8 protein-coding genes and 1 tRNA gene are annotated in these 16,711 nt (G+C 36.3%); 6 read left to right on the top strand and 3 right to left on the bottom strand.

Going from position 1 to position 16,711, the window contains the following annotated elements; translation table 11 throughout:
* Positions 1 to 4 precede the first annotated feature (4 nt).
* The gene (locus ACQ2HF_RS13235) at positions 5 to 1,546 is read left to right on the top strand and encodes an acyl-CoA carboxylase subunit beta (RefSeq protein WP_432410893.1); all 1,542 of its coding nucleotides are present in this window, start codon (positions 5 to 7) and stop codon (positions 1,544 to 1,546) included.
* A gap of 168 nt (positions 1,547 to 1,714) precedes the next feature.
* Here ACQ2HF_RS13235 and ACQ2HF_RS13230 read toward each other — a convergent pair whose 3' ends face one another.
* The 3 genes from ACQ2HF_RS13230 to ACQ2HF_RS13220 all read right to left on the bottom strand — a co-directional run bounded on the left by ACQ2HF_RS13230 (position 1,715) and on the right by ACQ2HF_RS13220 (position 7,316).
* The gene (locus ACQ2HF_RS13230; protein ID WP_432410892.1) at positions 1,715 to 3,223 is read right to left on the bottom strand and encodes a T9SS type A sorting domain-containing protein; all 1,509 of its coding nucleotides are present in this window, start codon (positions 3,221 to 3,223) and stop codon (positions 1,715 to 1,717) included.
* Positions 3,224 to 3,246: 23 nt separating this feature from the next.
* Positions 3,247 to 5,574, bottom strand: a complete 2,328-nt coding sequence (locus ACQ2HF_RS13225) for a T9SS type A sorting domain-containing protein (RefSeq protein WP_432410891.1) — start codon at positions 5,572 to 5,574, stop codon at positions 3,247 to 3,249.
* 110 nt (positions 5,575 to 5,684) lie between these two features.
* The gene (locus ACQ2HF_RS13220; protein ID WP_432410890.1) at positions 5,685 to 7,316 is read right to left on the bottom strand and encodes a tetratricopeptide repeat protein; all 1,632 of its coding nucleotides are present in this window, start codon (positions 7,314 to 7,316) and stop codon (positions 5,685 to 5,687) included.
* A 724-nt stretch (positions 7,317 to 8,040) separates the two neighbouring features.
* Here ACQ2HF_RS13220 and ACQ2HF_RS13215 point away from each other — a divergent pair.
* From ACQ2HF_RS13215 to ACQ2HF_RS13195, 5 genes are all read left to right on the top strand, one after another.
* Positions 8,041 to 12,048: an ATP-binding protein gene (locus tag ACQ2HF_RS13215; RefSeq protein WP_432410889.1), complete on the top strand. Its 4,008-nt coding sequence runs from the start codon at positions 8,041 to 8,043 to the stop codon at positions 12,046 to 12,048.
* Positions 12,049 to 12,193: 145 nt separating this feature from the next.
* Positions 12,194 to 13,978, top strand: coding sequence for a leucine-rich repeat domain-containing protein (locus tag ACQ2HF_RS13210; RefSeq protein ID WP_432410888.1), 1,785 nt, complete (start codon positions 12,194 to 12,196; stop codon positions 13,976 to 13,978).
* 52 nt (positions 13,979 to 14,030) lie between these two features.
* Positions 14,031 to 15,086 (top strand): class I SAM-dependent methyltransferase, encoded by a 1,056-nt coding sequence (locus ACQ2HF_RS13205; RefSeq protein ID WP_432410887.1) that lies wholly within the window; start codon positions 14,031 to 14,033, stop codon positions 15,084 to 15,086.
* A gap of 218 nt (positions 15,087 to 15,304) precedes the next feature.
* Entirely contained in the window at positions 15,305 to 16,315 is a 1,011-nt protein-coding gene (locus ACQ2HF_RS13200) for a cadherin repeat domain-containing protein (protein WP_432410886.1), read from the top strand.
* A 163-nt stretch (positions 16,316 to 16,478) separates the two neighbouring features.
* Positions 16,479 to 16,552, top strand: a tRNA-Pro gene (locus ACQ2HF_RS13195).
* The last annotated feature ends 159 nt before the right edge of the window (positions 16,553 to 16,711 follow it).

The following is a 16,711-nucleotide window of genomic DNA, read 5'->3' as shown; positions in this document are numbered from 1 at the left end:
AACGATGAGCGATACGAATACGCAATTACAACAAAAAATAGCCGAAGCTAAATTAGGTGGCGGTGAAAAACGCATACAGAAACAACACGATAAAAAGAAATTAACGGCTAGGGAACGGGTTGAGTATTTACTAGACGAGGGTTCTTTTGAAGAAATGGGGATTCTGGTAACACACCGAACGACCGATTTTGGCATGGATAAGCAATTGTTCTATGGAGATGGTGTAGTTACTGGCTACGGTACTATTCACGAAAGATTGGTATATGTATTCGCACAGGACTTCACTGTTTTTGGAGGCGCGCTTTCTGAAACCCATGCCGAAAAGATTTGTAAGATTATGGATCATGCCGTACGTGTAGGCGCACCTCTTATTGGTTTAAACGATTCGGGAGGTGCTAGAATTCAGGAAGGGGTTCGCTCTTTGGGAGGGTATGCAGATATTTTTTACAGAAACGTACAAGCGTCTGGCGTAATCCCACAAATATCTGCCATTATGGGGCCTTGTGCAGGTGGTGCGGTGTATTCACCTGCTATGACAGACTTTACGATGATGGTGCAGGATAGTAGTTATATGTTTGTAACGGGACCCAATGTGGTGAAAACGGTAACCAATGAAACGGTAACTTCAGAAGAATTAGGAGGGGCTCGAACGCACGCAACCAAAAGTGGGGTAACCCACTTTACAGCGAGTAATGATATTGTTTGTTTGGAACAGATAAAAACTTTGTTAGGATATCTTCCGCAGAACAATAAAAGTACTACAGCAAAATTACCTTTTGAATTAGGGGATGAAATTAGGGAGACTCTGGAAGACATCGTACCAGATTCTGCAAATAAGCCCTACGATATGCACCATGTGATTAATGGGATTATTGATACAGACTCCTTTTTTGAAGTACATAAGGATTATGCAGAGAATATTATTGTAGGTTTTGCACGACTGGGAGGCAGAAGTATTGGTATTGTTGCCAATCAGCCAATGAGCCTGGCTGGCGTACTGGATGTAGATAGTTCAAAAAAAGCAGCGCGCTTTACACGATTTTGTGATGCGTTCAATATTCCTTTATTAGTATTGGTAGATGTACCTGGGTTCTTACCAGGAACAGATCAGGAATGGAATGGCATTATCTTAAACGGAGCCAAATTATTATATGCGTTAAGCGAAGCGACCGTACCTAGAGTAACCGTAATTACGCGAAAAGCGTATGGTGGAGCCTATGATGTAATGAACAGCAAACACATTGGAGCCGATATGAATTTTGCGTGGCCTACAGCCGAAATTGCGGTGATGGGAGCAAAGGGTGCCAGTGAAATTATTTTCCGAAAAGAAATTGCAGCGGCCGATGATCCAGCATTGAAACTTTCTGAAAAAGAAGCCGAGTATGCTGAAAAGTTTGCGAATCCTTTTAAAGCAGCACAACGCGGATTTATAGATGAAGTGATTCAGCCCCGGGAAACGCGTCGTAAATTGTTAAAGTCGTTTGCGATGCTGGAAACAAAAACGGTAGTTCGCCCTGACCGTAAGCATGGGAATATTCCGTTGTAATATTCTACTTTAAGAGAGGTGTTAGTTTTATTTACAAACAACTAAAAGCCCAAATACTTTAAAGTATTTGGGCTTTTATGGGATTTAAATATTCTTCTGTCTTTATATTACTTTATAATTGTTAAGCTTATTCCTAATTTATTTACGAGAAAATAACAAACTTAGCTTTTATAATTTTACTATTTTTTTGGTTGTACTGTTTCCTTCCATATCTACAATTTTAAGAAAATAAATCCCTGCTGAAATATCTGATAAAGGAAATGTAATTTTATCGGAACCTGAGACATTTTTTAACATCAACTCACTGCCTAGTTGGTTGTATAGTATTATTTTATTTATTGAAGTGTTTTGCATGTTAACAAGAATTTTGTCAAAAGCTGGATTGGGATATACTGTTACACTAGTTGTTATTTCTTTATTAACTGAACTAGTATCTAGTATAAAATCATTTTTAAATATATATGCAGATCCAGCTCTGTCTATTTCCTCGCCTCCTGTAGCATCATGATCTTCCCAAGGAGCTCCAGAGATTATTTGATCATCATACAAAGCTACATTCCAGCCAAAAAAATCTTCGCCAACGGTATCCTCCCCTTGAATAATATTCTCTCTAACCCATTTATTTTCAGCATCTCTTTTATAGAAATAAACTTCTCCAGCTTCAAAGCCATACGCGTGAGGCGCGCTTATAATCACCTGATTTTCTTTTATTTCAGTACACCATCCAAACTGTGCACTTTCTGAAGTTGGTGAACCTGTTAATTTCTGAACCTCTTGCCAAGCTCCCGAACTATCTTTTTGATATATATAAGCTGCGCCAGCTTCTCCATTTGTTCCATAGGCTCCTATGACTAACTGATTTTGGTCTATACTCACTGAACTCCCAAAAAAAGCATCTGAAGTAGCATCTGATGCCATTAATTGTTCTTGATATTCCCAAACTCCGTTTGAACTTTTTTCATACATATAGACAGAACCTTTACGGTTATCGGTTTCGTTTGCTCCAATTGCCAAAACAGAACCGGAAATAGACACCCCAATACCAAAAGTTTCATTAGGTTGTGCATTTGGGCTTACTAATTTTTGCTTTTCACTCCATGTACCTGCTTCTTTTTCAAAAACATAGACAGCTCCTGTCCACCCTGAATCTCCCGGTGCTCCACCTACTATTGTTAGGCCATCTGCATCTAATGAAGTAGGATTCATACCTAGTTTAGCATCAGAACTAAAATCCCTTGCGTGTAGTTTCACATCGAATTCCCAAGTATTGTTATTGCTGTTGTAACTATAAATATATAGCGATCCAGCTCTAATTATTCCTTCTACATCTCCTCTCCCAGAAGCCACCACTAAGTAATCGTCACCAAACTTAGAAGCGCCTCCAAATTCAGCCATTTCTTGCGCGTCAAAAGCAGTTAGCTTCTGCGTATCATTCCAGATACCTTCGTTATTTTTTTGATATACATAAAGAGCTCCTGCTGCAATGTTCTCTCGTGATGCTCCTACTATGGCAAAATTTTCTTTAATATCTACCGAGGTTCCAAACTCTGCACGACCTTCTCTATCTTTACCTACCACTTTTGCTGTTTGCGTAATTTGTGCCCAAGTTGAAAGCATAGGAGCTAACAAGCACATTGCTAATAGCAAGGTTTTTATCTTAATTTTTGTTTTTATCATTTTACAATATTTTAATTATCAAACTAATTTGCCTTGATTAAACTTTTAGAAATAATTCCTTCTGATGTTTGTACTTTCACCACATACATTCCATTTGCTAATTCCGAAATATTGATGTTTGTAGATATTCCTTTTAGGTTTTTGATCTCTTGACCCGCCATATTGTAAATAAGTATGGATTCAATATTATGAGCGCTGTTTACTGAAAAACTAGTGGTTGCTGGATTAGGATATAACATAATTTTATTTTCTTCTAACATTTCCGAATTTACAGCTAGTGTTTCCAGATTTATAGTATACTTAAGGAGTCCTAAGTCTTGTACTCCAAAATATACATCGACTGTGTCTTCAGTGAAAATGAAAGTAGAAGTTTCAGAAACGGGATACCTTAATGTTTCTGAAGAAATTTCCTCCCAAGTTTCACCTGTATCTTTACTGAAAATAATTTTTGCCTTTGACTCTGGTAATGGAATATTAAAACCGTCAGAATAATGTGTAACTGCTACAATAGCACCTTCAGTTATTGTTGAAAATGCAATATCATTCGTGTATTCAGAAGAAATACGATTCCATGTATCGCCCTTGTTTTCAGACAAATAAATACCTTTAGTTGTGGCTAACATTAACTGAGAAGCATTTAGAGGATTTTGCTCGATATCTAATATTAAATCCGCTTCAGCGATAAGATCTTCTAAGCCTGTAGTGGCGAGCTCCCAAATAACCCCGTCATTAGGCGACTTATAAAAATTAATGCCTTGCGTTATGTAAATGGTAGTTTCATCTTCACGGTCCACCTGTACGGCAGTAACCACCTCTCCGGTCTGAGGGACTGGAACATTAGTGTCTATAATATTCTCCATGTCTGTGAGGTCTATTTTGTGTGCTTCAATACCAGTAGATAACCAGCTAATATTCGGATTAGTTACTGATGTAGAAACATCTTCCAGAATTAGAAAAAACATAGAGCTTGCAATCAATTTTGAATCCTCTCCGTGTGCTGCACTTACATTTAAATAGGAAGTATTTGTAACTCTATTGTTACTAAATATACGTCCCGCAACTACAGGATCTGCAAATACTTTAATTGGGGAGCCAAATCCCTGGTTTAAAGATTGTAAACCGTAGTCATCTTCTGTACCTGTTTGAAAATTTTTGTGAATGTACCCTGAGCGTAAACCATAATATAAATGGTTTTCATTTTCTGAAGTAAATGATGCAACAGTTCCCGATGAATTAATAAACGGATTTTCTAATTTCGTTACTGTAGTCCCCCCATCTTCCGATAGGAAAGGGTAAAAGTTAGTGTTTATTAATATTTCGCGAGAAACAAATGGATTATATGACGCTGATAAACCATAGTAGTAAGTTTCCGGGTCAATTCCTGTATATACATTGTTTTGCCAGGTCACACCATTATCTGAAGAAAGTACAATTTCATTCTCTTCAAGTACTATAATTTCATTTGTGTTAGAAGGGTTAAATGTAATAGCGGTTATATTATCTTGAGACATTGTTGTCCATGTAATAGGAACTACATTCCAAGTATCTCCACCATCTAACGAACGGTATAGATTTTCCCTATGGGTTTCATAACCATATCCTGTACCAACTAATATATCGTTTGCATTATCTGGATTAAAAGCAATTGGGTCGTACATATTTCCACGTATTTTTTCTACCCAGGTTTGGCCAGCATCAGAAGATACAAGTAAACCTCCAAATTCACGGGTTGTTGAACCGCCACGCATTAAGAATAACTTTTCACCATCTGTTGGTGAAATTGCTACATTATTTATAGCAATTCCATCATTTACGGGACTATAGTAAACAGGAAACCAGTTGGTTCCTCCATTGCTGGTATAAAAGACTTCGTGGGTATAGGCACCTCCTAAAGAATAGGTTGTATGCATGAGTGCTATGTCGTTATTTGAACTCAGAATATCATACGATTCTATTAAGATATCGGTCTCAAATGAGTTGGGAGGGGAATAGGTGCGCGTAATTGTTTCGGTAGCAAGATCAAATAATTCGATGGTATTGTAATTGGTTCCTTCTGCTGACACTGTAAAGCTTAAGGTGGTTCCATTATTTATTAACTTTAAGTCTTTCAGGGTTGCATACCTATCTAAAGGTTCAGCATATAATATTTCCCAAGTATCGCCCGCATCGGTTGAAGATACAATATGGTTGGTAACTGTACGCGCGTAGATAACATCTTCTTCGGTTTCGCTATAAGTTACATCATATAGTTGTCCGTACTCTTTGGCTCCTTCAAGATATATTTGAGCGATACTATTTTGTATTGCTACTATATAGAAGATAAGGAATAACAGGGTAGTTGATTTTTTCATTGTATCTATTTTTAAAATTATGTGATAAATATAGATACAAGGAGTTTTGAATGGGGTGTATAGGGCGTGACATTTTGTGACATGTGCACTTCAATAATGTGACATACCTGCTAAATATTTGATAGATAAGCATGAAGCGGAATTGTATTTGAAACATCCATTTTTTTAGAAATTCGCTCTTTTCTTTTTCTACAGGATTCTGGAGTAATATTTAGGAGCGATGCAATTTCTTTATTGCTTAAATTCATATATAAATAAGTAATAAATCTAATATCGCTAGATGTGAGTTTACGGTGTTTATTTTTGAGTCTATCTAGAAAGCCTTGATTAATTTCTTCAAAATGAGTAAAAAAGCTATCCCATTGGGTATCTTTTTTAAGGTGCTTTTTTAAATCGTTAATCTGTTTCTTTAACTGTGTGTTGCTTGCAATTTCAGTATGCTTAGATAAGGATTGCACCACTTCTTCAATAAGTTCGTTTTTACTGGAAAGGTATAATGCTTTCGCAACAAGTTTCCTGTTTTTTACTTCCAGTTCATTTTTAAGGCGTTCTTGCTCTAACAATGCCAGGGCTTCTTTCTCTCGTAATTGTTTTTCAATAAGTAAGTGATCGATTTTTTCTTTTGCCAATTCTAATTCTACTATCTTTTTTCGCTGTTTATGCTTTATTAAATTACTTCTATAGCCCCATAATATAAAACCCATAGATAGGAGAGCAACTCCAATGATACTAAAGAAGAAGCGACGTTCTTGTTTTAGCACTTCTTTACTTTCGGAAAGTTCATGTTGATAATTCTGAAGCTGAAATTTTACTTTTTCGTTTTCGAATAACTTTCTGTTTCTAAAAGTATTTAAGGAGTCGGAGGCAATTAAAACAGAATCTTTATACGCTATTGCTTTTTCATATTCTCCAATTTTACCATATATCCCGGATAAATAATCGTATACTTCGGTACGGTTCTCAAATCCAAGCTGTGTTTTACGTGCTTCAATAGTATACGCCAAAGCTTTTTTTAAATTATTTTGCACTTCATTAATTTGGGCTAATACTAGTAAAATAAATACTTTATTTTCTACTTGAGATACACCCTGAAGCTCTGGCAATATATTTAAAGAAATAGCTTCAGCTCTAGCGTATTGTTTTTTTAAAAAATACATTTCAGCTTGTGCCATTTTCCCTTGTAACAAAACATTTGGAGCATCTTGTAATAGTGGCAAGGCTTCTTGAATGTATACTTGAGCAGAGTCTATCTCCTTCATTTTATTAGATACCAAAGCTAAATTGACTGCATAATATCCAACTTTAACCTCATCATTAATTTGTGTTGCTTTTTGATAGGCTTTAAAAAAATATTTCTTTGCCTGTAGAAGATCTCCTTCTTGAAAATAAAGAATTCCTATATTGTTGAGTACCGTCATTTCTTGACGGGAGCCTAAATGTGTGATCGCTATTTGGTAAGCCTGTAGGTAATATTGAAGTGCTTCCCCATAATCTGACAGCATATAATAATTAGAACCAATATTAAGAGTTGCTCTAAAATCTTGTTCATACCATTGATTTTTTTTAGCTATAGTTTGAGTTTCTACCAAAATTTCTAAAGATTTGGCGTGTGCTTTTTGAAACATTTGCTCAATCCCTTTTTCAATTTGGTCGTCTGCTTGAATAGGGGTATTAACTTGTGCAAAAAAATTTATGGAAAATAACAATAATAGCACTATTGGAATATGTGCGTTTGTAAGCATATAATATAACTTTTCTTAATAAGTCAAAAGTAAGGAAAACGTATCTATTTTTTTTATAAAGCGTCTTGCTGTAAAGACTGTTGTAATAGATGATTAACCATTTAACTATAAAAATAATGTGCGAATTGGTAATTATAAGTGATGGGTTGCAAACTCTAAGATAATTATAGAAGTGTTTTTAGTATTACTCACGCTATAGATTTTTTGTTATGACAGGCTGCACAGCGAGGGTTTTATTTACAAGGTAATTCAGCCGAAGGATACGCGTCCTAAATTGCTAAAGTCGTTTGCGATGCTGGAAACAAAAAGGGTAGTTCGCCCTGACCGTACGCATGGGAATATTCCGTTGTTACCTAAAAGACAGTATTGGCAAGCAATGTATGTTTGTATTCTTATTAAGTATTCTATAAAAATTTCATCGACTAAAATTAATCCAGTCACCAAAGTGATTGGATTTTTTGTTTCGTAACGCTTTTGAATTAAGAATGACTTTACCCATTATATACGTTTAATTTACTGAGGATTAAGTGGTTCTTTTTTAGTGATTATATTATTCTATCTTTACGTACCCATGGAGCTACATAAACTTATATCGTATTTAAGATTGTTGATTTGTAGTACAAATTCAATAGGTGAGCATGTAATAATTCAGGAAATTGTACCCATACCAAGTTTAATGCTTCATCGGGGACAGAGGTTTCAATATGTATTTTTACCACTTCTTTTGCTATTTTCTAATATAATCTGTTCACAAGAGGCACTTCCAACTAAAACAGGTATTTCGCCTACAGAAATCTGGAAAGCAGGAATACCCTATATAGAAAACTATTCTACCACCGATTATAAAAGCAGTCCTCAAAACTGGGCTTTTATAGAAGGAAACGATGGGTTTATGTATTTAGGAAATACGGATGGGGTGCTACAGTTCGATGGTACTTCATGGAACCTAATTAAGCTGAAAAACAAAAGTTTAGTAAGATCGTTAGCGACAGCAGAAGATGAAAAGATATATGTTGGAGGTGTGCAAGAATTGGGTTATTTAGAGCCAGATGGTTTGGGTGAAATGAAATTTAACTCACTAAAGTACTATTTGAATAGTGAGAATCATGATTTTATGGATGTGTTTGCTGTAGAAGTAACAGGGAAGCAAGTTTTTTATTCTTCTGATAAGTATCTTTTTAGATGGGATGGAGAAGCGTTTAAAGTCTGGAAACCAAAAGAGCGATTTGGAAGTGTGTTTAAAGTAAATAACACATTATTTATTGATAGTAAGGGTGTAGGACTACATAAAATTGATGGTGATTCTCTCACCTTAATGAAAGGAGGAGATCTTTTAATAAATGAAAGATCAAAACTAGAAGGGATGCTTCCCTATGCAACTAATGAGGTTTTATTTATTAACGCAAGTCGCGGTCTTACCGTTTTCAATGGAGAGAAATTAACTCCGCTCAATCTAGAGAGCAATGAAGTGTTTCAAAAAAATAGAATTTACAAAAGTATTCGCTTGTCCGACGGAGATTATGCTATGGCTACACTTTCCTCTGGATTGTATATTGTGGATGGGAAGACTGGTGAGATTAAGAAAAAACTAGGAAAAAAAGAAGGTTTAAGTAGTGATGTTTTATATAGTGTGTACCAAGATCGTTTCGGATCTATTTGGGTTGGAAGTGATAATGGGGTGTCCAGAGTACATTGGACATCTCCTTTTAGAAGTTTTAATAATTTAAATGGTTTGGATGAAAGAGTTCGATCTGCGAGGTATCACAACGGCAATCTGTTGGTTGATAGTAAGGGATTGTATCAATTAGTTAGGCCCACAGGAGAAAATGAGCTAAACGGCCCTAGCTTCAAAAAAATAGAAGGTATAGAAAACACTATTAAATTTATTGTTCCTTATAACGAAGAGATACTTGCTTTTAATGCTGGATTCGCTTATATAATAGACAAGAAGAATACCATTCAATTTGTGAAGCGGCATGATTTTACACTTACTTCAATACTGAAATCTAAGGTTGATAGTACCAAGATATATGCAGGTACAATGGATGGTAAATTACTTGAAAGTGAATTAGAAAATAAGGAATGGAAGGTAGTTTCTGAACCTCTTCTTCAGATAAATGGTGGAATAGAAAGTATTACCGAAGAACCAAATGGAAATTTATGGCTCGAAACATATTTAGACGGACTTTACTTTGCTGAAAAAGTATCGGACAACCGGAACGAGCGTATCAGATTTGAACTCACAAAGCATGACACCTTATCTGGACTCCCATCTATGACATATAACAAGCCCTATCTGTTAGATGATAAGCTTTTTATTACTACTGAAGATGGTATGTATACGTTTAACCAATTAGATAAACGGTTTGTAAAAGACAGCCTTCTAAATAATCAATATGATAAAGCTGTGGATACGTATGGTTATTTAGGACTAGCTAAAGATGGTACAATCTGGCAAACGGTGAGAGCTGGATCCGAAAATAAAGTTTATACCTATACTGAAGATATACTAACCGAATTGCAGGCGTACAAATTGTATTCTGACTTCGATACGTATAGCATGGAATTCTTAGAAGATGTGATTCTTTTTTTAGGACCGAAGGGAATTCTAGCTTACCATGAAAATGCTGTGAAAACGCTCCCTCATAAATTGAACACCAATATCAGAAAAGTTTGGATTAATAACGACTCATTAGTTTTTAGTGGATCCAACCTGAGTAAAAATACGGGCGAGAACATTGAGTTTCCATTTACTCAAAACAGCTTAAAATTTGAGTACACGCTTCCCTTTTACAGTAATTCAAAAAATAATGTGTATCAGTCTTTTTTGGTAGGGTTCGATACCCAATGGTCATCATGGTCTTCAGAAACTAAAAAGAATTACACCAATTTACCATCTGGAGCATATACGTTTAAAGTCCGCTCAAAAAATATTTTCAATCAGCCGGGAGATGAAGCGTCTTATATGTTTACGATACGAACCCCTTGGTATAGCACGTGGTGGGCATATCTATTGTATGGTGTAAGCCTGCTTTTCTTAGTGCTAGTTATTATTCGATGGAGATCGAAAGAATTAAAAAAGCAAAATAAAAAACTAGAAGAGACAATTGCCCAAAGAACGCTCGAAATTCAACATAAGAATGAAATCTTAAACCACCAAACGGAGAAACTGGTAGAGCTTAATGAGGTAAAGACGCGCCTTTTTTCAAATATAAGCCACGAATTTCGAACACCGCTTACCGTTATTCTTGGGATGACAGATACATTGAAATCTGATTTTGACAATCAAATTTTTAAGAATACCGAGAAGTCGTTGGAGATGATTCGGCGAAACGGCAAAAATCTTTTGCATTTGGTAAATGAATTGCTGGATCTGGCAAAGATAGAAAGTGGTGCTATGGAACTGGAATTAGTCCAAACGGATGTTGTTCCCTTTATAAAATATTTTAGTGAAAGTTTTCACTCCTTAGCAGAAGCGAAGAACATAAACTTAACGGTCTATTCTGAAATTGAGGCGCAGTATATGGACATAGATATAAATAAGTTAGGTGCTATTATTTCTAACTTACTTTCAAATGCAATAAAATTTACGCCAGAGAATGGTAAAATTATTGTGCATCTCAATAAAATTGAACAACAAGAAAAACAGTTTCTAACCATTAAAGTAAAAGACAATGGTGAGGGAATGACCGAAAAAGATCTGGTTCATGTATTCGATAGATTTTACCAAGTCGCAAATAATTTACAAGGCCATCAAATAGGGACGGGGATAGGGCTTTCCTTAACCAAAGAGTTTGTAGAACTCATGAACGGTGCTATTTCTGCTGAAAGTTCCATCGGAAAAGGAAGCACGTTTACGGTAGAAATTCCTATAACGCATACTGCGGTTAAAAATGAAAAGCCTACAAACACTCTAGAACCTGCGTTTAGAGAAGCTCCACCCACAAATAAGAAAGAACTGTCGCTGGAAGCGTCCACTTCAGATTTGCCTCTTTTATTGATAATTGAGGATAATATAGACGTAGCGTTGTATTTAGAAACCTGTCTTCAGGATAAATACCAAACAATTCATGCTTTGGATGGTGCTATAGGAATGAACATGGCCTTCGAGAATATTCCGGATATTATAATTTCGGATGTAATGATGCCTAATAAGAATGGATATGAAGTGTGCGCCGACTTAAAAGCAGATGAACGCACCGATCATATCCCTATTATTCTATTAACCGCTAAGGTGACTACAGAGGACAGATTAACCGGGTTAACCCACGGAGCCGATGCTTATTTAGGAAAACCATTCAACAAGGAAGAGTTGTTTACACGGTTAAATCAATTGATATTGGTTCGGAAAAAACTGATTCGTAAATTAGAGCAGCTTGGATTTTCCAGCGTCCTAAATGAAAAGGTAGAAAACCCGCAAACCAAATTTGTGCAACAAGTTATAAAAATTGTGCTTACTCACTTAGATGATGTTACTTTTGGACCTACGATGCTCGCTGCCGAAATGCACTTAAGCGAATCTCAAATCTATCGGAAACTAAAATCGATTACCGATACCTCAACCGCTGTTTTTATCCGTTCGGTTCGATTACAAAAGGCAAAAGAGTTGTTACAAACCTCCAATAAAACCGTATCCGAAATTGCTTATGAAGTAGGATTTAACGATCCTTCCTGGTTTAGCAGGTCGTTTAAGGAAGAATTTGGTGCTCCTCCAAGTGATTATTCTAAATAATTGACATTCAGTGTATTAAAATTATTTCTGCAAGAATACTCCATGCTTTTTTAGACATATTCACAAATACTCCATGGGAATGAATGAATAGTAAAAGCATACTGTAGAATTCAAAACTACTTTAGCCCTAACTAAAAATAGGGTTATGAAAAATATTCAAATAGTTTGGAAAAAAAGTAAAAGGCTTCACGTAGTCATTTCATTAGTAATTGTTTTTATAGTAACAAGTTGCAGTAAGGACGATAGCATAGAACAGGATCTACAACAAGAGGATGGTATTGCACAAAGCGGAGAGAATAGAATCACAAGTTTTGTTTTTCTGCTTACGAACAATCCAATAGATGTAAATGTAATTGCAACTATAAATGATTTGGATAAAACCATTACAGCTTTTGTGCCTCCCGGAACCGATGTTACCGGTTTATTACCCGAAATAAAAGTATCTCCCAAAGCTCAAATAAGTACAGAGGTCGTTCAAAATTTTACGAATCCTGTTTCCTATGTGGTCACTGCTGAAGATGGTTCGGCTGTGACGTATACGGCAACGGTTACCATTACTATTTCTCAACGAGAGGTATTGCAAGCAATTTTAGATGCGAATCCAGGTCATACGCTAGACTGGGATTTAGCGACAACAGAAAATTTAGGAGATCTCACGGGAGTGACTATAAATGTGCAAGGACGTATTATTGAATTAGAATTAGGACAAAAAAACCTATCTGTAATTCCGCCCGAAATAGGACAACTCACTAATTTAAAGACATTAAGTTTTAGTGAAAATAGCATAAATGTATTACCAAACGAAATATTCGGGTTGACCACGTTAGAGACATTAAGTTTTGCTTTCAACAGAATCACTTCCATTCCAAGAGCGATTGAAAATCTTGTAAACTTAAAAAGTTTTGGTGCGAATTATAATAGCATCACTGTACTTCCTGTTGAAATAACTAAACTTTCTAATTTAGAACGTTTGTTGATGGAAGAAAATGATATTACTGTGCTTCCGCCGGAAATAGGGCAATTAACTAAACTGAAAACAATTGGTTTTTCTAATAATAAGTTAGTAGTAATCCCGCCGGAGATTGGTGAGTTAAAAGGATTAACGAACTTAAATTTAACGTTTAACCTGCTCAATTCTCTACCTAAAGAAATTGGAGATATAACCACTCTAGAATCCTTGAGGCTAAGCGAAAATAAGCTTACAGCAATTCCTAAAGAAATAGGGCAATTACTTAATTTAAGAATATTAGAAGTAGCCTCAAATCAACTTACCTCTCTCCCTAAAGAAATAGGGAACTTAACAGCTTTACAATTATTTAGGCTAGATAATAACAATCTAACATCCATACCCGCTGAAATTGGATTCCTTCTCAACCTATTAACTATAGATATCAGAAACAATACGATTACCGGCATCCCTAAAGCTATTTGTAATCTTGAAAACTTCAACAATCTCACAATACATAAGAATTTGAATGTAAGTTGTATCACCGAATCAATCACCGGTGTACTAGTTCAAATATACAGTGCTAATCCAGGAAACACTTTAGGGTGGGGAGTGGATACGTATCCTGGAGTTAGGTTTAATGCTATTTTCAATCCAGTTGAAATAACCATGAACAATAGAAACCTAACCAGAATTCCTGAAGACATAAATGTATTTGGAAATTTAGAAGTTCTAAATATAAACAGTAATAGTATTTCAAGTTTTCCAGAGGTGTCTACCAATTTACTCAAACTTACGGTAATTACTGCCGCCACGAACAACTTGACTACCGTCCCTGAGAGCTTTCAGGAGCTAACCAACTTGGTACTACTTAGCTTAACCAATAATCCTATCAATAATATACCACAAGGGGTTTGCGATTTGCGGGTAGGGAATGGTGGTGTTTTAACCATACTAACCGATCCTGGAGAGGGGTGTTTATAAACCCTTGTCAACGAACCATACGTAAAAACTAAATAATTAAAACTAGAATATCATGGAACTAAACGAAGAAAAATTACACGCATTACTAGGACAAGTTGTTACTGAAATGGGAGCAGCTGCCAATGGACCTTTAATTACAATTGGAGACAAACTGGGGTTGTATACCACGTTATCTGAATCAGGTATGTTAACTTCAAGTGAACTGGCAGAAAAAACCAATACAGCCGAAAGGTATGTAAGGGAATGGCTGTCGGCACAAGCCGCTTCGGGGTATGTAGAATACAATCCTGAAAGTAAGCAATTTTTTATGACTCCTGAACAAACGATGGTTTTCGGAAATAGAAAAAGTCCGGTCTTTATGACGGGTGCTTTCTTTGCCATCTCATCTGTATATCACGATGAACATAAAATAGAAGAAGCCTTTAAAACAGGAGAAGGTGTTTCTTGGGGAGATCATAATTCTTGCTTATTCTGCGGAACGGAAAAGTTTTTTAGCCCATCCTATGAAGGGAACTTAATTGCTAACTGGATTCCTTCCATGGAGGGAGTAGTGGCGAAATTGGAGACAGGGGCTAAGGTAGCCGATGTTGGATGTGGTCATGCAGCTTCTACCATTATAATGGCAAAAGCATTTCCGAATTCAACTTTTATTGGGTTCGATTTTCATGCAGCATCTATCGAACAGGCAAAGGAAAGAGCAACAGCTGCTGGATTAACCAATGTATCGTTTGAAGTAGCTACTGCCAAGGATTTTCCTGGAACGGAGTACGACTTTATTACCTTTTTCGATTGTCTGCACGATATGGGAGATCCTGTAGGCGCTTGTGCCCATGCAAAAGCAGCTTTAAAACCAGACGGTACGTGTATGATTGTTGAGCCATTTGCAAAAGATTCTCTGGAAGAAAACCTAAACCCAGTAGGGAGAGCATTTTATGCCTTTTCTACGATGTTATGTACTCCTTGTTCTTTAAACCAGGAAGTAGGATTGGCGTTAGGGGCGCAAGCGGGAGAAAAACAGTTAAAAGATGTTATCCTTACAGGCGGATTTACAAAGTTCAGACGCGCTATGGAAACTCCTTTTAATTTAATTCTGGAGGCAAGACCTTAATCGATTTTCTGCTTAATTCTTCAGCAAATTGGGCTTTAAAATGGTTTGGATGAAAAAAAGCAAATATTCTATTGCAGGGTGTTTGCTTTCATATTACTGCTGGAATTCTATAGGTGCTACTAAGAACGGTCAAGCGATTTGACTTACTTCCGATGGATACTTGGAAGTTTCAGCACCACCTTAATAAAAAATATTCACACATACTAAAATCAACACTTATGAACTATTCAAATAGGTACCACGTCAATTATAAGAAACTTAGAGTAAGCCTACTTTCCGCTATCCTATGTATTACTTCTTTGCTCATTATGAGCTGTAGCAGTAATGATGATGCTACTGAAACAAATAACAGTATTACTGTCCAGGATCTAATTACTATAACCATAGACGAGAATGCGCAACCTGGGCAGTCTATCGGCATAATAAATGCGATTTCCAATCGTTCAATGACCTTTACCATCTTGGAACAGGATTTCACCAATGCCATAGCTATACATCCTAGTACGGGCGCGCTGACAGTTGCTGATGCCTCGATTTTTGATTTTGAAACAAATCCAGTTATTCAGGGTGTTGTAGAAATTAAAAATGGAATTGAGACGGCTACAACCAGCGTACGTATTGAGTTAAACAACAACGATGATATTGCATTTTCTTTGACCGCGTCTAAGCAAGCGTATCTAAATGCCGAAGCGGGAGACTGGATAGAAATTACCGTGGCGGAATACGAAAAATTGAATGAGGTACTAAATGAGGTTACTAATTTTGGACCCGTTTCAGATGGAACAAGTAATACACCCTCTGTAAACGGTGTAATCACCTTAGCCAACTTTGATCAATCAACTGGAAGTATAAACTCTATGCCGAACCGCAGTTTAGTATTTGCCTTTAAATATTTTGCAGTTGAAACACAACTCAATTCAGATAGACATCGTGTAAAACAATCGAGTAGTACCAACAGTACAGGCTTTGAAAATATTGGAAATCCATTGCCTGCACACGAAAAGATGAATGGTGACGTTTGTTTTGTTTTAAAAGGAAGTAAAGACGCTATTACTTCCAATCAGGGTTTTTTAGGATTTCAGAAGTCATCTGGTAGCACCATGGGTTTGATGCCAAATAACGGAGTACTGTTGTTTTCACTAGGTGAGGCATCCAACCTTAATATGGAGTCCAATGGAGTTAATGCTGCCTATTATGGCTTAAGCACTACTGTAAAACAATGGGATTAATTAAAGCAAAAAAAATAAGGACGAGTTCTACAAGAGTTTTATATTTGCATTCCAATTACGGGATGTGGCATTTCAACAAGCTCAGGATAAACTGCACCACTTTTAAGTGTAGTTAAAAAATATAAATAAGTCCAGCGCTTAGAATCGGACTATAATCTACCATCGGGATGTGGCGCAGCACGGTAGCGTACTTGGCTGGGGGTCAAGTGGTCGCAGGTTCAAATCCTGTCATCCCGACAAAGTGGGTGTCAACAGACACCAATAAATAGCTAATCTTATGAAAATCAATGGTTTCCATTTTTTTTGAAATCATAAGATTAGCTATAATATCAATTGAACGGTTACCTATTCGGTTACCTAAATAGTTGCTAAATTTTTCATACATTAGTAACACAA

The organism is Rasiella sp. SM2506 (assembly GCF_050859505.1).
Taxonomy (GTDB): Bacteria; Bacteroidota; Bacteroidia; order Flavobacteriales; family Flavobacteriaceae; genus Marinirhabdus.
The sequence above is the reverse complement of the archived record's forward strand: the minus strand, read 5'-3'. Positions and strand labels throughout refer to the sequence as shown.

Bases quoted from the DNA above. Each gene is read 5' to 3' on its own strand.
- ACQ2HF_RS13230 (WP_432410892.1), bottom strand. From the start codon at position 3,223: ATGATAAAAACAAAAATTAAGATAAAAACCTTGCTATTAGCAATGTGC.
- ACQ2HF_RS13220 (WP_432410890.1), bottom strand. From the start codon at position 7,316: ATGCTTACAAACGCACATATTCCAATAGTGCTATTATTGTTATTTTCC.
- ACQ2HF_RS13235 (WP_432410893.1), top strand. From the start codon at position 5: ATGAGCGATACGAATACGCAATTACAACAAAAAATAGCCGAAGCTAAA.
- ACQ2HF_RS13210 (WP_432410888.1), top strand. From the start codon at position 12,194: ATGAAAAATATTCAAATAGTTTGGAAAAAAAGTAAAAGGCTTCACGTA.
- ACQ2HF_RS13205 (WP_432410887.1), top strand. From the start codon at position 14,031: ATGGAACTAAACGAAGAAAAATTACACGCATTACTAGGACAAGTTGTT.
- ACQ2HF_RS13225 (WP_432410891.1), bottom strand. From the start codon at position 5,574: ATGAAAAAATCAACTACCCTGTTATTCCTTATCTTCTATATAGTAGCA.
- ACQ2HF_RS13200 (WP_432410886.1), top strand. From the start codon at position 15,305: ATGAACTATTCAAATAGGTACCACGTCAATTATAAGAAACTTAGAGTA.